Annotated in this window: 20 protein-coding genes; 9 read left to right on the plus strand and 11 right to left on the minus strand. The window is 67.1% G+C overall.

The window, feature by feature from the left end; translation table 11 throughout:
- Positions 1-45 precede the first annotated feature (45 nt).
- From KF715_16445 to KF715_16465, 5 genes are all read left to right on the plus strand, one after another.
- On the plus strand, positions 46-2,898 hold the full coding sequence (locus tag KF715_16445; protein ID MBX3738286.1) for a response regulator: 2,853 nt from the start codon (positions 46-48) through the stop codon (positions 2,896-2,898).
- Positions 2,895-4,355, plus strand: coding sequence for a response regulator (locus tag KF715_16450; protein MBX3738287.1), 1,461 nt, complete (start codon positions 2,895-2,897; stop codon positions 4,353-4,355). Before KF715_16445 ends, KF715_16450 begins: the two co-directional genes overlap by 4 nt.
- 89 nt (positions 4,356-4,444) lie before the next feature.
- Entirely contained in the window at positions 4,445-5,110 is a 666-nt protein-coding gene (locus KF715_16455; GenBank protein ID MBX3738288.1) for a response regulator, read from the plus strand.
- 710 nt (positions 5,111-5,820) lie between these two features.
- The gene (locus tag KF715_16460; protein MBX3738289.1) at positions 5,821-6,993 is read left to right on the plus strand and encodes a hypothetical protein; all 1,173 of its coding nucleotides are present in this window, start codon (positions 5,821-5,823) and stop codon (positions 6,991-6,993) included.
- Between the two features lie 49 nt (positions 6,994-7,042).
- Complete coding sequence (locus tag KF715_16465; GenBank protein ID MBX3738290.1) at positions 7,043-7,225, plus strand: hypothetical protein; 183 nt, start codon at positions 7,043-7,045, stop codon at positions 7,223-7,225.
- A gap of 185 nt (positions 7,226-7,410) precedes the next feature.
- On the opposite strand, the gene KF715_16470 is transcribed toward KF715_16465, so the two are convergent.
- Together KF715_16470 and KF715_16475 are read right to left on the minus strand one after the other, a co-directional pair.
- Entirely contained in the window at positions 7,411-8,157 is a 747-nt protein-coding gene (locus KF715_16470; protein MBX3738291.1) for a hypothetical protein, read from the minus strand.
- Positions 8,158-8,212: 55 nt separating this feature from the next.
- On the minus strand, positions 8,213-8,905 hold the full coding sequence (locus KF715_16475) for a response regulator transcription factor (protein MBX3738292.1): 693 nt from the start codon (positions 8,903-8,905) through the stop codon (positions 8,213-8,215).
- A gap of 1,167 nt (positions 8,906-10,072) precedes the next feature.
- On the opposite strand from KF715_16475, the gene KF715_16480 reads away from it, so the two are divergent.
- The 4 genes from KF715_16480 to KF715_16495 all read left to right on the plus strand — a co-directional run bounded on the left by KF715_16480 (position 10,073) and on the right by KF715_16495 (position 14,853).
- Entirely contained in the window at positions 10,073-11,167 is a 1,095-nt protein-coding gene (locus KF715_16480) for a hypothetical protein (GenBank protein MBX3738293.1), read from the plus strand.
- A 67-nt stretch (positions 11,168-11,234) separates the two neighbouring features.
- Positions 11,235-11,453: a hypothetical protein gene (locus KF715_16485; GenBank protein ID MBX3738294.1), complete on the plus strand. Its 219-nt coding sequence runs from the start codon at positions 11,235-11,237 to the stop codon at positions 11,451-11,453.
- A 199-nt stretch (positions 11,454-11,652) separates the two neighbouring features.
- Positions 11,653-13,503 (plus strand): type IIA DNA topoisomerase subunit B, encoded by a 1,851-nt coding sequence (locus KF715_16490; protein MBX3738295.1) that lies wholly within the window; start codon positions 11,653-11,655, stop codon positions 13,501-13,503.
- Positions 13,504-13,623: 120 nt separating this feature from the next.
- Entirely contained in the window at positions 13,624-14,853 is a 1,230-nt protein-coding gene (locus KF715_16495) for a hypothetical protein (protein MBX3738296.1), read from the plus strand.
- 116 nt (positions 14,854-14,969) lie between these two features.
- Here the strand turns inward: KF715_16495 and KF715_16500 are convergent, their stop codons facing one another.
- The 9 genes from KF715_16500 to KF715_16540 all read right to left on the minus strand — a co-directional run bounded on the left by KF715_16500 (position 14,970) and on the right by KF715_16540 (position 24,398).
- Entirely contained in the window at positions 14,970-15,191 is a 222-nt protein-coding gene (locus tag KF715_16500; GenBank protein ID MBX3738297.1) for a hypothetical protein, read from the minus strand.
- Between the two features lie 54 nt (positions 15,192-15,245).
- Positions 15,246-15,833: a hypothetical protein gene (locus KF715_16505; GenBank protein ID MBX3738298.1), complete on the minus strand. Its 588-nt coding sequence runs from the start codon at positions 15,831-15,833 to the stop codon at positions 15,246-15,248.
- Positions 15,834-15,837: 4 nt separating this feature from the next.
- The gene (locus KF715_16510; protein ID MBX3738299.1) at positions 15,838-16,755 is read right to left on the minus strand and encodes a hypothetical protein; all 918 of its coding nucleotides are present in this window, start codon (positions 16,753-16,755) and stop codon (positions 15,838-15,840) included.
- Between the two features lie 128 nt (positions 16,756-16,883).
- Positions 16,884-17,738, minus strand: coding sequence for a DUF2589 domain-containing protein (locus KF715_16515; GenBank protein MBX3738300.1), 855 nt, complete (start codon positions 17,736-17,738; stop codon positions 16,884-16,886).
- 39 nt (positions 17,739-17,777) lie between these two features.
- A complete protein-coding gene (locus KF715_16520; protein MBX3738301.1) occupies positions 17,778-18,548 on the minus strand; it encodes a DUF2589 domain-containing protein in 771 nt (256 codons plus the stop codon).
- 77 nt (positions 18,549-18,625) lie between these two features.
- Positions 18,626-19,060, minus strand: coding sequence for a helix-turn-helix domain-containing protein (locus KF715_16525; GenBank protein MBX3738302.1), 435 nt, complete (start codon positions 19,058-19,060; stop codon positions 18,626-18,628).
- 219 nt (positions 19,061-19,279) lie between these two features.
- A complete protein-coding gene (locus KF715_16530; protein ID MBX3738303.1) occupies positions 19,280-20,065 on the minus strand; it encodes a response regulator transcription factor in 786 nt (261 codons plus the stop codon).
- A 110-nt stretch (positions 20,066-20,175) separates the two neighbouring features.
- Entirely contained in the window at positions 20,176-23,292 is a 3,117-nt protein-coding gene (locus tag KF715_16535) for a histidine kinase (protein MBX3738304.1), read from the minus strand.
- Positions 23,293-23,369: 77 nt separating this feature from the next.
- Positions 23,370-24,398 carry a hypothetical protein gene (locus tag KF715_16540; protein MBX3738305.1) on the minus strand — a complete coding sequence of 343 codons (1,029 nt, stop codon included), beginning with the start codon at positions 24,396-24,398 and terminating at the stop codon, positions 23,370-23,372.
- Positions 24,399-24,567 lie beyond the last annotated feature (169 nt).

The following is a 24,567-nucleotide window of genomic DNA, read 5'->3' on the forward strand; positions in this document are numbered from 1 at the left end:
CTGCGGACCGTGCCAGCCGATATGGGAGCATTGCCTCATTCATCCGTGCCCCGCAACCGCGTGATGCCGTGGCTATGCTCGCTCGTGGCGGGCATGGCGGGCTTGGGCATTAACCAATTCGGATTGCCGATCTTCGGCGGCACCGAGCTCATCTTTGGCGGCTGGCTGCCGTTGCTGGTGACTTACGCGTTCGGCGGACTTCCGGGCACGCTGGCGGCCGTCATTGCCTTCGGCCTCACTCCGCTCTCGTGGGGTCATCCGTGGGGCCTGCTCTGCTTCGGCCTGGAGCCGCTGTTCGTCGGCTGGTTGACGCCGCTGCTGCGAGGGAGACTGCGCGCCAGCGCCGCCTATTGGCTGTGCGTGGGCATCCCGCTGGTCGCGGTGGGCATCTTCGCACTGTCGGATTTTCCGTTCCCGAGCAACTGGGCGATCGTCCTCAAGTATCCCGCGAACAGCCTGCTGATGATCATGCTGGCCGTGCCGGTCTACCACAGCCCGTGGGGACGACGCTGGCTCGGCACGATCTCGAACGAGCCGGCATTGCCATTGCAACGCGTGCTCTTCCAGCGCTTCGGCGTGATCGTGGCGCTCTCCATCGCCGTCCTCGCCATCGTCGTCGGCCGCGACTTCGACCAGACGCTGCGCCGTGTCGCGGAGGCCGCACTCACCCGCGATGCCAAGGAAGCCGCCCGCGACATCGCCAACGACCTCGGCGCCCACCAGCGCGCGCTCGCACTCGCGGTGCGCCAGACCGGCGCGAACGCCGCACCCGAGGAAATCGCCCAGCGTCTCGAGACGGTGCGCCGCGAGTTCGGCGGCTTCCTCACCCTGCTCGCCGCGGACGCGCACGGCGAGATCATCGCCGCGGCGCCCGCCACCAGCGCGACCGGCGAGCCAATCGCAAATCGCGGCGTCTTCATCGCCGACCGCGCCTATTTTCGCGAGCCCATGGCCAGCGGCCGGCCGTTCATGAGCGAGGTTTTCCAAGGCCGCGGCTTCGGTGGCGATCTGATCGTCGCCGTCAGTGAGCCGGTGCTCGACGCACGCGGCCAGCCCACGCTCCTCCTCGAAGGCTCGCTCAAACTCAACGCCCTCCTCGATATCAAACCTCCGCCCGGCTACCTGCGCGGGCGCAGTCTCCTCCTCCTCGATCGCACCGGCCGCGCTGTCGCGGGCAACGGCGTGCTCGTGCACCCGGCGCTGACCGACCTCACCGGCGATCCCGTGGTGCAAGCCGGCCAGCGCGCCGGCGAAGCCGCCTACACGGTCGATCTCGCCTCGGCCGCACACGGCCGGGAGCGCTACGTCGTCGCCCACGCGATCGTGCCTGGCTGCGGCTGGCAGGTCTACCTGACCGAGCCGATCTGGAGCACGCAACGGCTCATCGCCGCCTACTATCTGGCGACCTTCGTCGCCGCCGGCATCGCGGTGGGCCTTGCCTTGGTGCTCGCCCGCATCACCGCCGCCGACGTCACCGGCCCGCTCAACCGGCTCGTCACCTCCATCCAGGCGCTCGCGCGCCAGGAGACGGCCGCCCCCTTTCCCCTCGAAATCTCGTCCGCCTCGCGCGAACTCGCCGAGCTCGGGCTCGCCGCCCATGAGGCGGCCCTGCTGCTCAGCCGCGCCAATCGCGAGCTCGCCATCTCTCTCCACGAACAAAGCAAAACCCACCAGCAGCTCCGCCAGGTCCTGCTCCACCTCGACGACAAGGTCCGCCAGCGCACCGAGCAGCTCGAGGAAGCCCGCCAGCAAGCCGAGTCCGCCAACCGCGCCAAGAGCGAGTTCATCGCCAGCACCAGCCACGAGCTGCGCACACCGCTCAACGTCATCCTCGGCATGTCCGAGGTCCTCCTCGAACGCACGCTCGGCGAACTCAACCCGCGCCAGCACGAAAGCGTCGCCGCGATCGAGGAAAGCGGCCGGCACCTCCTCGCCCTCATCAACGACATCCTCGATCTCTCCAAGATCGAGGCAGGCAAACTCGAACTCGACATCCAGGAGACCGACGTGCGCGGCACCTGCGAAGCCAGCCTCCGCTTCGTCCGCAACGCCGCCCAGCGCAAGCAGCACACCCTCGAATTCGCCTGCCCGGCGGACCTCCCGCCCATCGCCGCCGATTCGCGCCGCCTGAAGCAGATCCTCGTCAACCTCCTCTCGAACGCCGTGAAATTCACGCCCGACGGCGGCCGCGTGCGCTTCGAAGTCGTGCCTCACACCGCGCCGGCCGAGGTCCATTTCCGCGTCAGCGACACCGGCATCGGCATCACGCCCGAGCAACAGGCGCGCCTCTTCCAACCCTTCCAGCAAATCGACGGCGCCCTCAACCGCCGCCACGGCGGCACCGGCCTCGGCCTCGTGCTGGCCCGTCGCATGGCCGAACTGCACGGCGGCCGCATCACGCTCGAAAGCGCCGCCGGCCAGGGCAGCTGCTTCTCCGTCATCCTGCCGATGCGCGCCGCCGAACGGCCCGCGCCACGCGCCCCCGCCCTCGCATCCTCCCCCGCCTACGCCGCTCCCGCCGGCACGCACGTCCTCATCGCCGAGGACAACGACACCAACGTCCTCATCTATCAGCGCAGCCCGATCTTCGCCGCGTGCCGCTTCACCCTCGCCCGCAACGGCGAGGAAGCGATCGCCGCCGCGCTCGCCGATCGCCCCGACCTCATCCTCATGGACGTCCAGATGCCCGGGATGGACGGCCTCACCGCCACCCGCCGCCTCCGCGCCGACCCGCGCACCGCCGACATCCCCATCATCACTGTCACCGCCCTCGCGATGTTGGAGGACCGCACCCGCTGCCTCGAAGCCGGCGCCACTTCCTATCTCAGCAAACCCGTCAACCTGCGCGAGCTCGCCCGCCACGTCGCCGAGGCGCTCATCCGACCCGTCAAACCATGAAACCCCAATCCACCATTCTCGTCGTCGACGATGAGCCGCGCGCGCTCGCCCTCCTCCGCAACGTCATCGAGCCCGAGGGCCATCGCGTCCTCACCGCACCCGACGGCGCCAGCACCCTCGCGCTGGCCGGGAAGGAGCATCCCGATGCCATCGTGCTCGACGTCATGATGCCCGACATGGACGGCTTCGAAGTTTGCCGCCGCCTGCGCGCCACCCCCGAACTCGCCACCGTCCCCATCCTGCTCCTCACCGCCCTCGACGATCGCGAATCGAAACTCCAGGGCCTCGATGCCGGCGCGGACGATTTCCTCACCAAACCCTTCGACGCCGTCGAGCTCCGCATCCGCCTCCGCACCATCTCGCGCCTCAACCGCTACCGCCGCCTCTACGAGGAATCCTCCCGCTACGAGGCCGCCATCACGCACTCCGCCGAAGGCATCGTCCTCGCCGAGCTCGACGGCACGATCGTGCTCCGCAACTCCGCCTTCACGCACCTCGTCCAATCGACCCACGCCGCGCTGCCCAACTTCTTCGAATATTTCTCCACCGAGCACGCCGCCCGGCTCCGCCACGACTCGGGCCCGGCCCCCACCCTGCGCCCGACCGAGCTGGAGCTCCTCCACGGCCGTGCCCAGCCCACCATCGTCGAAGTCACCGCCGGCTACGTGCCGTGGGAGCACCGCACCCTCCTGCAATACCACGTGCGCGATCTCACGGAGAAGAAAAACCTCGAAGCGCAGCTGCTGCGCTCGCAACGCATCGAGCTGCTCGGCCAGCTCTCCGGCAGCGTCGTGCACGACATGAACAACATCCTCGCCGCGATCGGCGGCAGCGCCGGACTCATCGAGCTCGATCCCTCCGGCAAGTTCCTCCCGCGACACCTCGACAACATCAAGAAAGCCGTCCAACGCGGCGCCGGCATGCTGCGCCAGCTGCTCCACTTCGCGCGCGGCAGCGACGGCCCGCTCGAGACCACCAGCCCGGCCGAGGTCGCCGGCGAAGTCGCCACGCTCGTGAAGGAATCGTTCGGCGGGCACTTCGAAGTCAGTTTCACCGCCGAGCCGCACCTCCCCGCCATCCGCGCCGACTCGACCCAGATTCACCAAGTCCTGATGAACCTGTGCGTGAACGCCCGCGACGCCATGCCCGACGGCGGCGCGCTGGAACTCGCCGTCACCCGGCGCACGCTGACGCCCGCGGAACTCCCCGCCCTCGGCCCCGACGTCCGCGCCGGCGACTACGTCGTGCTCACCGTGCGCGACCACGGCACCGGCATCCCGCCCGAAGTCCGTGCGCGCCTCTTCGACCCGTTTTTCACCACCAAGCCCAAGGGGAAAGGCACCGGCCTCGGCCTCGCCACCGTGCTGCGCCTCGTGCGCCGTCACGGCGGCTTCGTCGAGCTCGAGACCGAAGTCGGTCAAGGCACCACGTTCCACTGCGGCTTTCCCGTCGCTTAGCCGGCCAGGCCGGCAGGAGTCTTTGCCCTAAAGTTCTCCGGATTCCCACCGATGGGAGGAATCGGTCACCCTTATCTGTCCGAAGGGCCATGAAATCCTCGCGTATCCTCATTATCGACGACGATCAGCTCACTCGAGATATGCTCGAGGGCTGGTGCCTGCATTGCAGTGCCCATTGCACCACGGCGGCCTCCACTGCCGAAGCCGATGTCGCGCTCTCGACCGCGACCTTCGACGCCATCATTTGCGACGTGCATCTGCCCGGCAACCGCCAGCTCAGCTGGGTCCGCCAGATCGTTTCCCAGGACACGTCGCCCGCCGTCATCATGATGACCGGCAATCCGGAGCTGGAATCGACTCTCAGCGCCGCCAATCTCTCCGTCGCCGGTTACCTCGTGAAGCCGCTGAATCTCGTCATGCTGCGCGAACTCGTGACCGGCATCGTCGACAACCGCCGGCAACAGCGCGCCCTGGTCGACCTCTCGCACGCCACCGCCCAATTGCTCGTCGCCGCCCGCAACAGCGAAGGCGGACAGGACCAACAACTTCAAGACCACCTCCTGCGACTGGCCCAGCAACTCCAGGCCCAATCGACCGTGCCGCGCACCGGCACGCTGGTCGGCCCGCTCCGCGAATCCGTCGCCGAAGCCATCGCCGTCCTCGAACGCACGAAGCACAGCTTCCGCTCCAAGGACCTCGGCGAACTCCGCCGCCGCCTCCAGCAAACGCTGGACACCGCCCGCGTCTCCGCCTGAGCGCGCCGCGTCTGGGTCCGTCGGACTACATGCGCGGTCCGCCTCAGCGCATCTTCTGATGCGAGGCTGTCCTAAAACTGGGTTCCACCGCAGGCCGCGTGCTTGCACACGCCCATTGCCCCCTGAGGCAGCGACCGGGATCGCTGTCTGCCATTTCAGCAAAGCGCTGCTTTCGGATGACTTCTAAAGTTCCGCGCGGACCTGACCGATAACAAAGGTAACGTTGCGGTGTGCCCCAGCACGACCGCCAGATCCGGGCTCGTTCCAGGCGGGCAAGAATCAGGAGCGACGTGTCGGCACGCCCTCGTGCCCGGTCCCACCGTATCCCCATGAAATCGCTCTCCCTCGCCCAACGCATCTCCCTCGGATTTGCCACCGTCATCGCCATCACACTGGCGCTGGGAGCCATCTCCTTGAATCGCTTTTTCGCCGTATCTTCCGCCGGCGCCTACCTGGCCAACGATCCAGTGCCCGGCACGGTCGCCATCCTGAAGATCAACGCGGAGTTCGAAAACCAGCTCGGCCTGCTCCGCGAATACATCTTCACCCCTGATCGCCCCAAAATCGCCGCGGAATACAACACGCAGATCGAACACGTCAAAAAGGTGCTCGCCGCCTACGACGTCACCATCACCGCCGCGGACGACCGCGCCATGTTCGAGGAGTTGCAGAAGGACTACCGCGACTTCTCCACCGCCGCCGCCGAGATCATGGCCATGGTCGACGGCGGACGCGCGCAGGAGACGCTCAAGATCATGGACGACGGCATCGAGCCGATCTTCGCGCGGCTGGAAGGTCAGCTGAACAAGCTCATCGCCTTCAACGAATCGAATCTCGGAAACGGCGTCCAAAGCATCACCGAGGCCGCTTGGAGCGGGAAGAAACTCCTCGTCGGCGGACTCATCCTCGCGATTGTCGCCGCCGTCGGCATCGCGTGGTTCATCACTCGCTCCACCAACCGCGCGCTCCACTCCATCGCCTCGCGCCTCGCCGCCGGCGCCGAACAAACCGCCGCCGCCGCCGGCCAGGTCTCCAGCTCCTCCCAATCCCTCGCCGAAGGCGCCAGCGAGCAAGCCGCCTCCCTCGAAGAAACCTCCGCGTCGCTCGAGGAGATGTCCTCGATGACCAAGCGCAACGCCGATAACGCCAGCCAGGCCAAGGACCTCTCCGCGCAAACCCGCACCGCCGCCGACACCGGCGCCGCGGACATGACCGAGATGAAATCGGCGATGGACGCCATCAAGCTCTCCTCCGGCGAAATCGCCAAGATCGTGAAGACGATCGACGAGATCGCCTTCCAGACGAACATCCTCGCGCTCAACGCCGCGGTCGAAGCCGCCCGCGCCGGCGAGGCCGGAGCCGGCTTCGCCGTCGTCGCCGAGGAAGTGCGCGCCCTCGCCCAACGCTCCGCCACCGCCGCCAAGGAGAGCGCAGGCAAGATCGAAGACTCCGTCAACAAGAGCGAACACGGCGTCCGCATCTCCGGCAAAGTCGCCGACTCGCTCGGACAAATCGTCGACCGCGCACGCCGCGTCGACTCCCTCGTCGGCGAGATCGCCACCGCCTCCTCCGAGCAAAGCCAAGGCATCGTGCAGGTGAACCACGCCGTGTCGCAGATGGACAAGGTCACGCAAAGCAACGCCTCCGCCGCCGAGGAATCCGCCGCCGCCGCCGAGGAACTCAATGCACAATCCGCCGAGGTCCAGCACCTCGTCCACGAACTGCTCCAGCTCATCGGCGGCCCGGCTCGCACCGACGGAAAATCGCCGACGCCAAACGCCATCAGCACGCGCCCCGTCGCCGCCGCTCGCCGCGCCCCGTCGCCGGTGAAGCCCGTCCGCCACGCCGCGCCGGCGCACGCCGAGGCGTTCGTCGACGCCTGACGCGCTCATCTCTCCTCCCGCCGCCATCATTTTTCCCTTCACGCCTGCAATGTCCGGTTCGCTCGCTCCTCAACCTCACCCGGCCTCCGCCAAACCAACGCCGCCCGCCGGAAAATCCATCCCGCCCGGACACGTCGCAGTGCTCTGCCCGGCCGGTTTCAACGCGACCAGCGTCAAAACCGTCGACCCGAAGAAAGCAGTCTACGCGCGCGTCACCTACCGGCCACACTGAAGCCCTCCGCCGCGCCGGAGCCTCCCGACAGAACCGCTGGGCGTGCCGCACGCTGGGACGCCCTCACGAAGTTGGAATCAAGCGCTGCTCCTCACCGGGCGAGCCGAAGAGTGGTCGCCGGTTCCCGCACCGGCGACAAACGCGTCGGTGCGGAGATCGACGCCCACCCGGCCGCGCGAGTCCGCTCAGGGTTTTCCGCCGAACAGTTTCTTGATGCCTTCGCCAGCTTTCTTGGCCGCATCCTTCGTCTGTTCGACCGTGTTGGCGCCGATGGTGCCAGCGGTCTTGCTCAACGCCTCCGCGGTGCCGCTCACGATTCCGCCGAGCACATTGCGCATGATCGCGCCCGCCGCCTGGTCCGGCGTGATGCCGCCTTCCTTTGTGCCGAGGTTGTCGATCGAGATGGGCGGCAGCGGCACGGGCACCGCCGCGGCACCGACCCCGAGGCGCGCCACGCCGTTGGTCAGGCGGAATTTCTTGATCTCAAATTTGATCGGCTTGCCGTCCTTCGCCACCGGCTGCTTGGCCTCCGGGTTCTTGCCGCCGGAGAATTCCTCGATGTTCTTCAGCAGGTCCTTGATGTTGCTCGAGACGATCTTGGTCTCGTAGAGGAATTCCGGCCCATCGACCGTGATCTCCTCAATCACGATGTGGTCACCGAGCAGCGACAACGGCCGGATGGCGACGTGCACCTTGCCGAGCTTGAACGCATCGCGCTCGGACCAACCCTTCGGATTGCCGACCGCCAGCCCGGTAAGCGTGCCCGAGCCGGTGAGCGGCGAGATGGACGCACCGGCGAGCTCCACCTTCGTCTGCGTGAGCTTCGGCCCGAAGGCGTTCACGCCGGCCTTGACGATAGAGCCGAGGAAGAAGGTCGCGCCGACATAGAGCACGACGACCAGCACGAGGACGATCAGCAGGAGCTTTTTCATGGCGAGACCGAGCAAACCCGAGTCGCGCCCCGCCGCAAGCCGCGACCGCCGCCGCTCAGTCCGCCTCACCGCCGGCGTCGACGAGCCGATAGCCGCCGGGCACCGTGCGGATCCAGCGCGGGTCACCGGAGTCGTCGCCGATCTTCTGGCGCAGCCGCCAGACATGCGTGTCGACCGTGCGGGTCGCCGCCGTGGACGAGTAGCCCCACACCTTCTTCAACAACTCATCGCGCAGCACCGCGCAACCGCGGCTGGCCCCCAGCTGCTCGAGCAACTTGAACTCGATCTGGGTCAGCGCGAGCGGTTGGCCGTCCTTCTCCGCGGTGCGGGCCGCCAGGTCGATCCGCACGGCGCCGAGTTGGAGCACTTCCTGTTGCTTGGTCCCGCGCGCCCGGCGCAGCACGGCGTTCACCCGCGCGAGCAGTTCGCGAAATGCGCACGGCTTGCTCACGAAATCGTCCGCCCCGCTGCTCAGCGCGCGCACGATCTCGTCGGTGCCGTCGGCACCGGTCAGCATGATGATGCCACCGCGAAAACCGCGGTCGCGCAGTTCCTGGAGCGTGCGCCAGCCGTTCTGCCGCGGCATATCGATGTCGAGCAGCACGAGATCGGGCGCCGCGCGCTCGACCGCGGCGACGCCTTGCTGGCCGTCCGCCGCCTCCGCCACCGTGTAGCCGGCGCGGCGCAGCACCTCGGCCGTCGTGTCGCGGAGCACCGCGTCGTCGTCGATGAGAAGCAGGGAATTCAAGGCTGACCCGATCGTTTAGGGATGAGCATCGTCGCGGGCCCACGCGAGTTGAGAGCTTTGTGACAAGCTCGTGACACAGGATGTCCGCGAACGGGCCGCTATTTCGAGTAGATTTTAACGCCCGTCTCGCGCGTGCGTCACCCTGCCCATCCTGTCGCCATGTATTCCGGCCTTATCGCCCTCGCTCGCTGCGTCCTCCCGGACGCCACGCCGGCCGTGGCCCGAAACACCGGACGCGGGACGGTCTCACTTTCCACTCGCGCCGAAGGAGCGCCGCGCGCGGGCATGTTGCACGGCGGGGCGCGAGTGTCGTCCGCCACCGCGCTGGCGGGCTCCCTTTCGCTTCCGGGCGCCGCGACGGCCCCGGTTCATTTTGCCTGACAGGGGCAATGCAGCATCCGGTCGTCGGGGGACACCGGATGCTGCCCTCCTGTCGGGGCACCCGCCCACCGCCGCCTGATCGCGCGAGCCTCGCGCGAGGATCTCGGACAAAGCCCTACCGAGAGCGGGGATATTTCCCGCTTGTGACCATTCTGTGACATGAGCGCGCCCGCTCACGGCACGATATTCACACAGCGGACCTAGCGACCAGCCCCACCCCACTGCCCCATGAAACTCGGAACCAAGATCGTTCTCGCGAGCATCATCGCCATTCTCCTCACCGTCGGTAGCGCGCTGCTCGTCCAGCGCAACATCATCCAAAAACAGGGCGTCGCGCTGACGCTCGACACCATGCGGGCCGCCGTCGTCGAAGCCGAGAACGTCCGCGAAAGCATCTCCAAACTCGGCGAAGGCGGCGCCTTCGATCGCCCCAAACTCCTCGCCGAATACAAAGCCACGGGCGACCTCCGTGGCTCCACCCTCTATCGCACCATCCCGGTGGTCGCCGCGTGGGAAGCCATCGCCAAGGCCGCCAACCAGGCTGGCTACGAATTCCGCGTGCCGAAGAACGGCGCGCGCAACCCGAAGAACAACCCGACGCCGGCCGAGGCCGAGATCCTCCGCCAGCTCGAGAGCGGCACGCTGAACGAATTCGTCCGCGTCGACCGCGCCGCCAACGAGATCGTCTACGCCCGCCCGATCAAACTCACGCAAGACTGCCTCACCTGCCACGGCGATCCCGCCAAGAGCGCCAGTGGCGACGGCAAGGACTTCCTCGGCTTCCGCATGGAAAATTGGAAAGCCGGCGAAGTGCACGGTGCCTTCGTGCTCAAAACCGATTTCACCCACGTCGACGAAGTCGTCCGCGCCGGCATGCTCCACAGCCTCGCCTGGGTGCTGCCGATCACCGCCCTCATGGGCCTCGGCTTCTACATCCTCAATCGCCGCCTCGTCGTGGCGCCACTCACCGCCTCGATCACCAGCATCCGCGACGCGTCCACCCAGACCAACGCCGCCGCCCACCAGATCTCCGGCGCCAGCACCGGCCTCGCTGAAGGCGCCAGCGTCCAGGCCGCCTCCCTCGAGGAAACCTCCGCGTCACTCGAAGAAATGTCCTCGATGACCAAGCGCAACGCCGACCACGCCAGCGCCGCCCGCGCTACCGCCGGCACTGCCCGGCACGCCGCCGACGCCGGACACGAACGCATGCAGCAGATGCAGGGCGCCATGCACTCCATCGAACACGCCACTCAGGACATCACCAAGATCCTGAAGACGATCGACGAAATCGCCTTCCAGACGAACATCCTCGCACTCAACGCCGCCGTCGAAGCCGCCCGCGCCGGCGAAGCGGGCGCCGGTTTCGCCGTCGTCGCCGAGGAAGTCCGCGCCCTCGCCCAGCGCTGCGCCACCGCTGCCAAGGAAACCGCCGCGAAAATCGACGACTGCGTGCAAAAGAGCCAGCACGGCGTGCAAATCAGCACCGACGTCGCCGGCAGCTTCGATGAAATCCAGAAGCAGGTGCGCGAGCTCGAAACCCTGATTACCGAGATCGCCAACGCCTCAGGCGAACAAGACACCGGCATTCACCAACTGAACCAAGCGGTGTCCGACATGGACCGCGTCACCCAAGGCAACGCCGCCCACGCCGAAGAGACCGCCGCCGCCGCCGCCGAGCTCGATTCTCAGACTCAGGCCCTCGATCGGGCCATTGCGGACCTCCGCCGCATCATCGGCGGCGACCTCGCGGCCCCCACCCTCACGTCCGCCGCCCCGCTCTCAAGCGCCCTCAAGCCAGCCGCAAAAGCCGCCCACGCTTCACGGCCGGCCGTCCCCGCTCCGCGCGCCAAGGCTCCGGCACCCGAGGGACACTTCGTCTAACCGACCACGCCGCGCTAGAATCCCCTAAACTCCCTCGGAGTTTTGCCGATGCAAAGGCCGGCCCATCATGCAAGAACCCGCCGCCACTTCAGCCGCTCCTTCGCCGGCCCCCTCTCCGTTCGATGAAGAGGAAGTCGTCGCGATGAGCGCTTCGCACATCGTGATCCACGCTCCGAAAGGCCGCTACATTACGATCATGTGCCCGGTGGGTTTCTCGCCCGGCAGCGTCGAAGGCATCGGCCTCGACAAGCCCCTCTTCGCGCGCGTCCGCTACCTGGCCTGCTGAGTTCCGGCCCGAGCGCCGCTTCCCGTCTCGTCACACCGTCGCTCGCCCGCGGCTACCCGCGAGACCCTGCCCGACACTGACGGCTTGCCACGCCGCCGTGCGGGCCCTCTGTAGATTGCGCGACGTCCACGCGCGCCCATCCGGCGCTCGCCGCGGCCGTCGTTCGATCCCTGTCCTCCGTTTTCCGTCCTCCGAAAAAATGGCGTCCAACTACACCGAAGCCAGCATCAAGACCCTCAGCTCCCTCGAGCACATCCGCCTCCGCCCCGGCATGTATATCGGCCGGCTCGGCAACGGCACGCACGCCGAGGACGGCATCTACGTCCTGCTCAAGGAAACGATCGATAACTCGATCGACGAGTTCACCATGGGCGCCGGCCGGAAGATCGAAGTCGAGATCGACGAGGAGCGCCGCCACATCCGCGTGCGCGACTACGGCCGCGGCATCCCGCTCGGCAAACTCGTGGACTGCGTCTCCATCATCAACACCGGCGCGAAATACGATTCCGAGACTTTCCAAAAAGCCGTCGGCCTCAACGGCGTCGGCCAGAAGGCCGTCAACGCCCTCGCGCTCAGCTACCGCGCCCAGGCCTTCCGCGACGGCGAGACCAAGGTCGTCGAATTCGAGAAGGGCAAACTCAAGTCGCAGTCCAAGGTCACGAAGTCCGACGAGCGCAACGGCACGCTGATCGAGTTCACGCCCGACGCGCAGCTCTTCGGCGCCGACTTCCGCTTCCGCCTCGAGTTCATCGAGGACATGCTCTGGAACTACGCCTTCCTCAACCGCGGCCTCACGCTCACGCTGAACGGCAAACCGTTCCGCTCGGAGAACGGCCTGAAGGATCTGCTCACCAAGGAACTCTCCGGCGAGCCGCTCTACCCGATCATCCACCTCGAAGGCGAAGACATCGAAGTCGCCTTCACGCACGGCAACCACTACGGCGAAGAGTATTGGTCCTTCGTCAACGGCCAGCACACCACGATGGGCGGCACGCACCTCGCCGCCTTCCGCGAGGCGCTCGTCGAGACCCTCCGCAATCACTTCAAGAAGGACTTCGACGCCGCCGACATCCGCCAGTCGATCGACGCCGCCGTCGCCGTCCGCGTGCAGGAACCCGTCTTCGAATCGCAGACGAAAACCAAACTCGGTTCGACCGACATGGGCCCGAAAGGCCCGACCCTGAAGGAATTCGTCGGCAAGTTCATGCAGCAGTCGCTCGACGTCTACCTGCACAAGAACCGCGAGGTCGCCGAAACCATCAAGCGCAAGATCGAGGAGAACGAGCACGAGCGCAAAGAACTCGCCGGCATTCGCAACATCGCCCGCGAACGCGCCAAGAAGGCCTCGCTCCACAACCGCAAGCTCCGCGACTGCCGCCTCCACCTCGGCGACCGCAACGAGCGCGCCGAGCAGAGCACGCTCTTCATCGTCGAAGGCGACTCCGCCGCCGGCTCGCTCACCTCCTGCCGCGACGTGCAGACGCAGGCCGTGTTCGCCCTGAAGGGCAAACCGCTCAACACCTACGGCCTCTCGAAGAAAGTCATCTACGAGAACGAGGAGTTTCACCTCCTGCAGTCCGCGCTGAACATCGAGGAAGGCATGGACGGCCTGCGCTACAACCGCATCGTCATCGCCACCGACGCCGACGTCGACGGCATGCACATCCGCCTGCTGCTGATCTCGTTTTTCCTCCAGTTCTTCCCCGACCTCATCCGCAACGGCCACCTCTTCATCCTCGAGACGCCGCTCTTCCGCGTCCGCAACAAGCGCAAGACGATCTACTGCTACGACGAGCGCGAGAAGCAGTCCGCCATCGCCGAACTCGGCGCCAGCCACGAGATCACGCGCTTCAAAGGCCTCGGCGAAATCTCCTCGGGCGAGTTCAAGGACTTCATCGGCGAGAACATCCGCCTCGAACCGGTGAACCTGAACCACCTCTACAGCTCCGAGGAACTCCTCGCCTTCTTCATGGGCAAGAACACGCCCGAGCGGCAGGACTTTATCATCGACAACCTCCGCGTGGAAAAGGACCTCGTCGAGACGGCCTGACGCCCGCATCGCACGCCGGTTGCCCCATCGCCTCGTCACCGCCACGAGTCGCAACCGGGGACGATTGATCGCCCACGCTGCGCTTGCCGGCCGGGCCGCGTGGCGATTTTCTGTCCCTGCGTGCTTCTTGATCGCACCGATCTTCGTCACGTCCTCGCACTCGCGGCTTCACTGCTCCTCGCGGGTTGCGCCACGCCACCGACCGCGTATCGCGAACCTGACACACGAGGCGGCACCGACTGCTCGGCGGCTAACCTCGCCGTCTTCGACCGCGTCTGGTCGCTCGTGAACGACAAGTATTTCGACGCCGCACTCCATGGCGTCGACTGGCCATCCCTGCGCAGCCGTTACCGTCCCGAAGCCGCCGCCGCCCGAGACGAGAAGGAACTCTACGGCATCCTCAACCGCATGGCTGCCGAATTGCACGACCGCCATGTTTGCGCGATTTCGCCGCGACAGGTTCATGAGCAGCGCCAACACCACGCGATTGGCTTCGGATTCCGCGAGCGCACATTGGCCGCCAGTCGGACAGTGACGGAGGTCCTCCGCGGAAGTCCGGCCGAAGCCGCCGGCATACGCGTCGGCTGGCGTATTCTCGCACCGAACCCCATCGAGCTCGACTCCCTGCGCTACTCGGAACAAGCCATCCACCTTTCGTTTCTCGATGAACACGACCAACCACGCGCGCTGACCCTTTCGCCGACGCTCCTGCCCCTGGACGATGTGCGCACCGACGCACGACTCGTCGCCGACGGCGTTCTCTACCTGCGCTTCGACGAGTTCACCCCTGAGTCGGTTTCGTGGCTCGGCCGCGAACTGCAGCACCACCTCGCGGTTCCCGCGGTGATCATCGATCTGCGTGAAAACACCGGCGGCGCATCGATCTCGCTCCAGCGGGCGGCGCGCCTCTTCTTCGCGGAAGGGCGGCGTTTGGGCGAGGTAATCGACCGCTCAGGAAAACCCCAGCCGCTCGATACGCTGCCGACCTTTTCCGCGCCCTACTCGGGGAAAGTGGTTGTCCTCGTCGGCGAAACGACGGCCAGCTCCGCGGAGATTTTCGCTCGGGCACTGCAATGGCATCGTCGCGCGACCCTGATTGGTCAGCGCACCGCCGGCTCGGTCGTCGAGGCGTTCACGCACCGCCTGCCCGATGGCGGCCACCTGAAAGTGTCCGAGCGAGACTTCGTCGACCCGGCCAGCCAGCGCCTCGAAAGCCACGGCGTCGCACCCGATGTCACCGCACCCTGTCTGACGCTCGCCGATATCTGCGCTGGACGCGATCTCGCTCTGGAAACTGCGCTGCGACTATTGCCGGGGATCGGTTCGACGCCCGGCGTCCAAACACGCTGACGCATTCACTTGATCGCGACGCTTGATTGGGACCGGAGTTCATCCCCACGCCACGGTGAACGCTCCTCGCTTCTTCGCCGTCGAGCGTCGCGCGTCGCAAAGAGAGCTGCGCTTGCTCAGCGATTGTTGCGGATGCTGGTGGTCGTGGTGATCCGATCGCGGTCGCCGGGTTCGATGTTCTCGTCCTCGATGTATTCGCTCTTGGCCTGCGCGATGAGGCTCCGGTTGAGGCTGTCGTTCGGAAACGGATATTCGTATTTGCGCGCGGTGTAGTAGCCGCCGGCAGCGGTCGTGCAGCTGCAGCGAATGACGAGATGGCGTCCACCGTGTTTGGCCATGGCTGGAGGGGGTCGAGGGTTGAGGACGAAAAGAAGGGTGTGGTCGCAGCGAGTCTACGCCGCGCCGGGAGAGACCTCCGCGCCCTCGTCGATCCGGCTCAGGACGCGATCGAGCAGGTAGCAGCGGTCGGTTTGCGAAAGCGAAGCGCTCATGTAGATGGCGAGCGGGCGCGTCGCGGAGAATTGCCGGAGGAGTTCCCAAATGCGCAGCAGCGACGCCTGATGCTCGGTGGTGCGCGGCGGCATGCCGTTCTGGACCACAAAGGCCGTCAGACCTTCGCACAATTTCTCCTCGAAGAATTTCAACCGCTCCTCGGCGGCGGTCACGCGCTGCCGCAACACTTCCTCCGCCCGCGTCAACGCCTCGGCGGCCGCCGCCTGCTGCGCCCGGCGCATGGCCGCGCGGGAGGGGTGCCCGTCCTCGGCCGGCAGCGCATCCGCCGCGCGCAGGATGCGTCCGCGCAGCGCCGACATCTCCGCGCCTTCCGGCAGGCGGAGCGTGCCCATCGCCTTCTCCGCCTCGTCGAGCCACTTCAACGCCTCACTCGGGAACGTCGGCTCGCCACGCTGATATTTGTCCATCAGCGGACGCAGCGTGGCGAGACGCTCGCCCAGTTTTTCCTGCTGCACGCAGAGGATCATGGCGTCACTCGGGTCCGAGCGTCGTCGTCTCCTTGCCGTCCTGCGACCCGGTCATCCATTCGAGTCCTTCTTCGTGCAGGAGGAGATTGAGCCGGGTGACGGCATCGGGTCCACCGCCGGTGTTCTTGATGTCGTCGGTGTTGACCGACACCTCGAAATCCGGGGCGACGGTCGGCTTGAGCACGGCGGCCTGCTGGGCGGCGAGACGGAGGTTGTCGATCAGCTTCTTCACCAGTTCGTGATTCAACACCTCGTCGGCAAACTTCCGCGCGCGCCCTTCGTCGAAGTCGTCTCCGGCTTTCTCATTCGGGGCCAGTCGTCCGCGCTCCTGATCCAAGCGGTCATGCAGGTAGCGCAGGCAAACCTCCTCGATCAATCCGCGCACCACCCGCTCCGTGGTGGCGGCCACGGCGTCGCGGATCGCCGCGTCGGCCGGCGCGCCGCCCGCCTCGGACAGGGAAAGGCCGTTGAGCGTCTGCTGGATCTCGCCGTCGAGCGATTCGCGCAGCAGCGCCGGCGCGTTGGCCGACATCACGGACGGGATCAGGCGCTCGAACCGGCCCTGCCATTTCCGCTCCTCGGGTGAGAGGTTTTTCAGCTGCCGCTGGTCCCGCAGCGATTCGCTCGCCCAACTGAGCGCTTGCTGAAAGGCGTCGCCGGCGATCCGCGCGATTTCCTTCGGTGTGTTCGCCACGGCGGCGTTGCCAGGAATCGTGGAGGTGAGAATCACCGGCAGGCTGATGCTGACGTTGCGGATGCGCAGGCGCGGCACGGAGAGGCCCTTCAGCAGCTCGTGTTGCCGGTAGCGGTGGGCGATGCGCAGGGCCTCGGCGTCGGCCACGCTGCGGGCGTGCGCGATGCTGGCCACGAGTCCACCGATGACTTCGGAGAGTTTGGTGGCGGGGGGGATTTTTTCGGCCATGGGAAATGCGGGATGAACATCGTCCGCGGCGCCCGGCGCGGCTCAGCGGCGTCCGGCAACGTCGCGCCCGCCACCGTGACCAGTGGCGGGCGGAGCGCTCGCGGGAAACGCAGACTCTCGTCTCGGCGTCACGTCGTGTAGCGCACCTCGACGGTGGTGCCGACGAGCGAGTCGGGCACCTCCTTGTCGAGCGTGACGCTGAGCCGGCGCGTGGCGTTCTGCGTGTCGGGCGTGAGCGTGGCACCGGACGGGATGCTGGCCGTCACTTCGGCCTTGGGCGTCTGCGTCGAGGCCGGATCGGGCCACTTCGCGAGGGGCAGCGCGGTCGCGCCGGCCTTGGCGATCGCGTTCTTCAGGTCCTGCACGTCCTCCATCTCGAGCGTGACGATGGCTTTGTTCTGGGCGTCCTTGCTCACGATCGTGATCGGCACGACCAAGCTGCCTTTCGACTCGCGCAGCGACTGCTCGAGAATCGTGAGGAGGCGCTCGGTGCCGGCGGGGATGTCCTGGTTTTTCGCGCGCACGAGGATCTTCATGTCGAAGGTCCGTTCCTCCTTGTCGGAGCGGCTGGTGTTCTTGGCGGTGGACGCCTTGCCGGAGACGCTGACCGACGCGAACCAGAACTTCGCGCTGGCGCTGAAGGAGCCGGAGGTGGCGGTATTCTCCTCGCTCTTGCTCTCGGTGGTGGAGGTGATCTTCGCGTTGAACTCCACGAGGGCGTCACTGACGGTGAGGTAAGGCACGGGCACCATCGCGAGGAAGGGCACGGTGAGGCTGAAGCGGCGCGTGCCGCCGTCGTCGTCGCGGCGCGTATAGGCGAACTCGGCGTTCACCACCTTGCCGTTGCGATCGCAGCCGACCTCCTTGATGAAGTTGGTCGTGGCGATGGCCGACTTGGCCTGCGCGCGGATGATGGCGTCGAGGGGGCCACCGATGAGGTTCGCAAAATCGAGACTGGCGATCTCGTTACCGGAAACGGGCATGGCTGGATCTCCTGTAACTCAGGTTGAAGGGGGGCCGGTTCACTCCGGCAGGGCAATTTCGATGGTCTGGCCGGTGAGGGCGGCCGGGGCTTGGGGCGCGACGGTGAAGTCGCCGCCGGCCTGTGTCGGGGGCGTCAGCTTGTATTGCGCGCCGCTGTAGCTGAAGCCGTAGTTCGCCTTGATCTTCTCGAGGTCGCTGGCGGGCGCATCGAGCTTCAACGTGGTGGAGCCGCCGCCGGAGACGACCTTGGCGATGACGATCTTCGGGCCTTTCTTTTCGCCGATGGCTTCCTCGAGGATCGTCAGGAGGCGGTCGGTGCCGGCCGGCATGTCCTGATTGCGGGCTTCGACGCGGATGTGCATGTCGAACGACCGCTCTTCCTGGTCCGTGTAGGAGGTCTTTTTCTTCGAGGAGGTTTTTCCCGTCACGTTGACGGAGAAGAACCAATACTTCGCGCTCGCGCTCATCTCGCCCTCGTAGTCCGACGAGGTGTCGAGCTGCGTCTGCGTGGTCGAGGTGATCTTCGCGTTGAAGTCGATCACCGCCTCGTAGATCGTGATGTAGGGCACGGGCAGCATCGTCAGGAACGGCACCGTGAGGGTGAATTCCTGGTTTTTGCCCGCGTCGTTCTTCTTGTTGTATTTGAAGTCGACGGTGATGAGGTTCCCGTCCTTGTCGAAGCCGACTTCCTTGATGAAGTTGGCGGTGGTAATGGCCGACTTGGCTTGGGTGCGGACGATCGCATCGAGCGGACCGCCGATCAGATTCGAGAAATCCAAGCTGGCGATTTCTCTTCCGGAGACAGGCATGGGGAGCTCCTTCGTGGGGGGTTGACGTGGCGACGGCTGGCCCGACCGTCACGCGCGAGCATGGGCCTCCCCTGCCGTTAGCCAATGTCCGCGCCTTGTAGATTTGTGTCTTTCGCTTGTAGAAAAATACCCGCGCGCCGCGCGGCCTCGCGCGGCCCGTCCGCTCCCGTCGCGAAGGGCGAGCGCGTCCGCCGCGGACACAATTGCGCGGGCGTGAGGCCGAGGTGCTTCTTCAACGCGTGGTTGAGGTGCGCCGCGTCGCGGTAGTGAAACGCGTCCGCCACCTCCTTGGCGGAAAATCCCGCACGCGACGCCGCAGCGGCCTGACGCGCCCGCACGCTGTCGAAAAAATCCTTGGGCAGACACTTGAATCGTTCGCGGAACAGCCGCCGCAGCTGCTTCGTGTTCATCCGGAGTTTCTGCGCCAGACGGCTCATCGAATACCGCGCCTCGTGGGCCAGCTCGGTCCAACGCTCGATCTCGTCGGTCGATTCAGAGGGAGAAATGCTCATGGCGGCGCAAACATCGTCCAGCGGCCTCCTCCGAAGACATTTGTCCCGCGAGGTTACCGATCCATCGCCGCACCACCACCCCGCTAACCACCTGAAAAAAGGTATCCGGCTTTCTCCGATGCCCGGTCGGGGGTCTGACAGGACACGCGTTGGATCTCATCGCGCGTCACGGATCGCTGCGCGCGCCCGGAAAGCTCCCGCGTCGTCGCTCCCTCGCTCCTACGGCAACAATCCCTCGAGGCCCGCCGCCGCGAATTTGTTTCGCAACTCCGCCAGCGCTCGCCGGCTCGCGGTGAGCGGCGACACCGGCACATCGAGGTGAAACACCACCTCGTCGTCGCCGCTGCGCTCGATCTTCTTCACCCGCGCGAGATTCACCAGCACCTGCCGGTGGATGCGCACGAATTGCGCCTCCGGCAAAGTCTCCTCCCACGACTTCAGCGTGCGCAGCACCAGCAGCGTCTGCCCGCCCTCGAGCACGAGCTCCGTGTAGTTCTCCGCCGAGCGCACCGCGCAGATCGACGCCACGGGCACGAACCGCGTCGTGCCGTCGGTCTTCACGAACACGCGATCGTCCATCGTCAGCCGTTGCCCCGTCGCCGCCGGCGCGGCGATCGCCGTCGGCGCCGGCGCCACGGCCAGCGTGCGCGCCTCGCCGAGCCGTTGCAGCGTCGCCTTCAAGCGCGCGGTCGTGACCGGCTTCAGCAGGTAATCCAGCGCGTTCACCTCGAACGCCCGCAGGGCAAACCGATCGTAGGCGGTCACGAAGACGATCTGCGCGTTCGGCTTCACGCTATCGAGCAAGTCGAAGCCGCTGCCGCCGCGCAGCTGGATGTCGAGGAACACCAGATCGTAGTCGGCGCGCCCGAGCAGCGCGCGCGCGTCGTTGATCGTGCCCGCCTCGCCCACCGCCTCGATCGAGGGATGCGCAGCGAGCAGACGCCGCAGTTCGAGCCGCGCCAGCGGCTCATCGTCGATCAGCAAAGCCCGCCGCGCCGCGCTCATTGTGAGTCGGCGCGCTGGCGCGTGCTCGTCCAGTTACCCTGCCTGGTCCCGGTCTTCATGCGTGTGAATGCGTGTCCATTCGTGGTTCAACTCGGTCGCGGGCCGCTCGCTCACACCGGCGGATTCGAGCCGGCGCGCGGCCGCAACGGCAGCCGCAACCGCACGCGCACCCAGCCTTCCTCGGTCACGATATGTGGACGGCACGCGGGCCCGTAGTAACGCGAGAGTCGCCGGCGCAGGTTCTCGAGCCCGATGTGCGTCGAATCGCCGTTCAGCTCGGCGGGCGCGGTGAATTTCTCGCCCACCCACGCGCCGGTGTTCGCGATTTCGCAGACGAGAATCTCGCCTTCGACCTTCAGCGTGACCGCCACCTCGAGGACGCTCGGACTCGTGCGGCCGCCGTATTTGATCGCGTTCTCGATCAACGGCAAAAACAGGAACTGCGGCACCGGCACCGCGCGCGCTTCGGGGGCCACGTAGACACTCGTGCGCAATCCCTCCTGCCAGCGCGCTCGCTCGATATCGAGGTAGGCGTGCAGCATTTCCACCTCCTCCGCCACCGTCGTCATGCCGTCGCCGCCGCGCGTCAGCGTCCAGCGACAGAACTCCGAGAGCCGCGTCACCATCTCGCCCGCCGCCTCCGCGTTCGCGTAGACCAGCGCGCGGATCGAATTGAGCGAGTTGTAGAGGAAATGCGGATTGAGCTGGTAGCGCAGCAACTCCAGCTGCGCCTTCTCCTCGGCGAGGCGCGCGGCGAGTTTCTCGTCCTGATCGAGCCGGTGCAGCCGCTCGAGCTCCGCGTTCTGGCGCGCCAACTCCGCCGTGCGCTGCGCGATCACGTCCTCCAGCCGCGTGCGCTCGCGGAGCAGCCGCCGGATGCGCCAGCGGATGTAGACGAACAGCGCCAGCGAACCCGCCACGAGATACGCCGCCACCGCCCACAACGTCTGCCACCACGGCGCGCGCACCACGAACGGCACCGTCGCCGGCTCGGCCCAGCGGCCATCGCTCGATCGCCCGCGCGCCTCGAACACGTAAGCGCCCGGCGGCAGGTTCGCGAACGACCGGTCGCCGCGCGAATCGAGCTCCGGCACGCTGTCGCCGAAGCCCTTCAACCGCGTCTCGTAGAGCGCGCCGCTTTCGCCCGCAAGGCCGGGCGCGCCGAAGCTGAAGCGCACCGTCGTGCGCCCCGGGCCGATCTCCACCGGTTTCCCGTCCGCCAGCGTCGCGTGCCGCCCGTCGTTCAGCGCGATTTCGCGCAACAACGTCGCGCCCAGCGCGGCCGGCGCGTTCGCCCGCCACAGTTTCAGATCGATGCGCAACAAGGCCGACGGGCCCATCACCCACAACGCATCGCGTCCCTCTTCCTCGTCGAGAAACAGCGCCGAATTGCCGGAAACGCGCTCCATCTCGGGCAACGGCACCTGAATCCACACGCCGTCGCGCACGTAGCCGAGCTGCAACGCCTCGCTGGGATTGCGCAGCCCGGCCTTCGCCGCGAGGATCCACACCTCGCCGCGCCGCCCCTCCACGAGCGCGCGCACCGCCATCGTGCCGTCGGCGAATTGCCGCCCGAACGCCGGCTCGGGCCGGAAGCCCTTCGTGGCCGCGTCGAAGCGGAAAAGCCCCTGCGCCGTGACGAACAGCGGCGCGCCGGCCACTTCCTGCACCGAAATTTTTCCGGCCGGCAGTCCGGCATCCCGACCGAAAACCTGCGCCTGCGCCGCCCCGCCCGGCTCCGCGGGAAACGCAAGATGCCACACGCCCTGGTTGTCGGTGCCGAGCCACACGCTGCCGTCGCGGTCCTCGACGATCGAGCTGCCCCGCGCTTCCTTCACTTGCCCGGACTCCTTCCACTCGCCGGCGACGCGCCGCCAGCGGAACGTCCCGCGCAGCGAGGCGCTGTAGGCCACGTCCGGCGACGCGTGCGTGACGGTGACGGCGAACTGATTCGTGACCCCGGAGATTTTTTTCGGCGCGCCTTGCGCGTCGATTTCCCACAAACCGCCGAGCGAGGCCACGAGCAGCGTGTCTCCCGCCGGCGTCATCTGCCAGATCTTGTCCTGGATCGCCGACCAGCGCTCGAAGCGGGCCGGACCCGGCGCGACGCCCGGCGGTTCCAGCCGGTGCAATCCATCCGGTCCGCTCATCAACAACCGCCCTCGCCAGCGCGCGAGCGTCGGCGAGGAGTGCCGCCGCACGCCGTTGGCCGGACCGAACCATGTGTAGGCAGGATGCAGTTGCGCGCGGGCCACGCCCCACTCGGTCCCGATCCACAGTCCATCGTGCTGATCGGGCGTCGCGCTGATCGTGCTGCTCGTTTCCAGACCGCTGTTCTCATCCAGAAGCGCGACGAAATTCAGTTCGCGGTCGAGCACCACCGCGCCGCCGCCCAGCGTCGTCAGCACATAGCGCCCATCCGGCAGACGCACGCCGCCGTAAAGCCGCTTGGCCTTGAAGAACTCGTCGAGCGGATGCGGTTCGAGCGTGAGTTTTTTCCCGTCCCAACGCCCGAGACCGGCCACGACGCCGTGCTCACCCTCGAGTCCCATCAGCCAGCCGCCGCGCGGATGCGGCACCGCGAAATGCGGGAAATAGTTGCCGAGCCGGTCCGCCGGATCGCCGAGCTCCTCCCATTTGCCGCCCTCGATCGGTTTGAACCAACCGCGCGTCAGCGCCACCAGCAGGTGATCGCCGAGCCAAAACGACAGCACGATGCTGCGTTCGCCCGTCGGCCAGAAATCGAATTTCCCCTCGCGCCACCGCAACAGCGCCGTGTTGCCCTGGAACCACACGCCTTGCGGCGTCACATGCACCTGCCAGAGCGTGCCGAGGTCGCCGGCCTCCTTCGGCACGAGCGCACGCAACGACGTGAACACGCGCCGGCCGTCGGGCCCGCGGTCGATGCGCCCCAGCTCGTTCACGCCCGCGACCCACACCGTCCCCTGCGCGTCGACGCCCACGCCGCGCACATGCGCGCTGTTCGGCACCGCGATCTGCCGCCACGTCTGGCCGTCGTATTCGAGCACGCTGTCGAAGTTGCCGAACAGCATCGTCCCGTCCGGTGCACACACGCCGCCCCACACCTGATTCAACCCGCCGTTCACGCGCGGCGGGAAATTCCGCACCAGCGGCACGCCGGTTTCGCCGGCTGGCGCCGCGCGCCCCGCCACCGCCCCCGCAGCCATGAATGCGAGCAGAAAGGCGAGAGCGTGGGAGGGGCGCACGGCGTCAGAAAAACGAAACGACATCGCAGGGCGAGCCGGTTCGCGCCGCCGCCCACGGACGGGACGGCGGCGCGTGCTCAGCTGACCGGCATGAGCAAAAATCCGCGCAGCCCGCCGTCCTTCAAACCGGTGCCCGCGATCCAGCCCGCGGCGTTCACGGCGACCGCTTTTTGGAGGAGCCAGCCCGGCGCGCCGTTCACGAAATCCGCCAGCGCGCGCATGCCGTCCGCCGGTGTCCAGCGAAACGCCTCGCGGCGTCCGTTGTCGTCCATGTAGCGCCCGACCACGACGCGCGCGTCGTTGGCCGCGAGCGCCTCGCTCTGGTGGCTCACGTCCGAGTTCAAGTCGTAGGTGCGCCCGCCTTCGTGCAGGAACGCGTGGATGTTGCCCTGCGGCGTCATCAGGCGCCCGCACACGCGCCCGCCCGGCGTCAGCGCCGTGCCCCAGAGGCCGCCGCCGGTCTCGGGCTTGATCAGCGTCACCGCGTCGCCCCACCACAGCGCGATCTGCGACTGTGTTTCGAAGAGCCCGCACGCGCAATTCGCCAGCACCGTGCCCGAATCGTTCAACGCCATCGCGACCGCGTTGCCGCCGGTCTGCACCGGCATGAAGCGCGGCTCGCCGCCGTCGTGCAGGAACACGCGCCGGCGCACGCGGCCGTTTGAGACGAAAGTCACATGGCCGGCCACTTCGCCGACGTTGTTCACGCCGGCCGCGCAACTCTCGGCCTCGGGCCAGAATTCCGCGCCGAAGCCGTTGCGATGCGCCGCCCACGCGTGCAACGGACCCGCGCCCGCGCGCCGCTGGCCCGCGAGCAGGCCGTTGCCGCTCAGGCTCGTCAGCGGCACGCCGCCGGCGACGCTCGCGCGCTCGATCAGCGCACCGTTGTCGCGCACGAAGCCGCGCACCGCATCGGGCTTCACGACGCGCTCCGTGGGATGCCCGTAGAGCGCGACTTGCCCGGCGTCGTTCAACGCCACCGGCAACAGCGGCACGCCGGGCGCGAGCTCGCCGAGATCCTCGAGCCGATACGCGGCTGCATGCTCGGCGGGCCGTTCCCGCGGGGACGTCGAGGTGAAGGGCGGATGGGAGGTGACCGATGGCATCGGGACAGGCGGGACGCTGCCTCGCTCCGTGCCGCTCACGACCGGCGATTGACCAGCGGCCGGCCCCGTCTGACCAGCGGCACGGCCGCCGCTCGCCGGGAGAAAATTAGTCCTCGTGCCATCCGGCGATTTTTCCAAGTTTCGGGAGTCAACCGGCCGGCTCCTCGCG

This window comes from Candidatus Didemnitutus sp. (assembly GCA_019634575.1).
In the GTDB taxonomy this organism is placed as follows: domain Bacteria; phylum Verrucomicrobiota; class Verrucomicrobiia; order Opitutales; family Opitutaceae; genus Didemnitutus.

Bases quoted from the DNA above. Each gene is read 5' to 3' on its own strand.
- KF715_16450 (MBX3738287.1), top strand. From the start codon at position 2,895: ATGAAACCCCAATCCACCATTCTCGTCGTCGACGATGAGCCGCGCGCG.
- KF715_16455 (MBX3738288.1), top strand. From the start codon at position 4,445: ATGAAATCCTCGCGTATCCTCATTATCGACGACGATCAGCTCACTCGA.
- KF715_16460 (MBX3738289.1), top strand. From the start codon at position 5,821: ATGGCCATGGTCGACGGCGGACGCGCGCAGGAGACGCTCAAGATCATG.
- KF715_16465 (MBX3738290.1), top strand. From the start codon at position 7,043: ATGTCCGGTTCGCTCGCTCCTCAACCTCACCCGGCCTCCGCCAAACCA.
- KF715_16470 (MBX3738291.1), bottom strand. From the start codon at position 8,157: ATGAAAAAGCTCCTGCTGATCGTCCTCGTGCTGGTCGTCGTGCTCTAT.
- KF715_16480 (MBX3738293.1), top strand. From the start codon at position 10,073: ATGGAAAATTGGAAAGCCGGCGAAGTGCACGGTGCCTTCGTGCTCAAA.
- KF715_16485 (MBX3738294.1), top strand. From the start codon at position 11,235: ATGCAAGAACCCGCCGCCACTTCAGCCGCTCCTTCGCCGGCCCCCTCT.
- KF715_16490 (MBX3738295.1), top strand. From the start codon at position 11,653: ATGGCGTCCAACTACACCGAAGCCAGCATCAAGACCCTCAGCTCCCTC.
- KF715_16500 (MBX3738297.1), bottom strand. From the start codon at position 15,191: ATGGCCAAACACGGTGGACGCCATCTCGTCATTCGCTGCAGCTGCACG.
- KF715_16505 (MBX3738298.1), bottom strand. From the start codon at position 15,833: ATGATCCTCTGCGTGCAGCAGGAAAAACTGGGCGAGCGTCTCGCCACG.
- KF715_16510 (MBX3738299.1), bottom strand. From the start codon at position 16,755: ATGGCCGAAAAAATCCCCCCCGCCACCAAACTCTCCGAAGTCATCGGT.
- KF715_16515 (MBX3738300.1), bottom strand. From the start codon at position 17,738: ATGCCCGTTTCCGGTAACGAGATCGCCAGTCTCGATTTTGCGAACCTC.
- KF715_16520 (MBX3738301.1), bottom strand. From the start codon at position 18,548: ATGCCTGTCTCCGGAAGAGAAATCGCCAGCTTGGATTTCTCGAATCTG.
- KF715_16525 (MBX3738302.1), bottom strand. From the start codon at position 19,060: ATGAGCATTTCTCCCTCTGAATCGACCGACGAGATCGAGCGTTGGACC.
- KF715_16530 (MBX3738303.1), bottom strand. From the start codon at position 20,065: ATGAGCGCGGCGCGGCGGGCTTTGCTGATCGACGATGAGCCGCTGGCG.
- KF715_16540 (MBX3738305.1), bottom strand. From the start codon at position 24,398: ATGCCATCGGTCACCTCCCATCCGCCCTTCACCTCGACGTCCCCGCGG.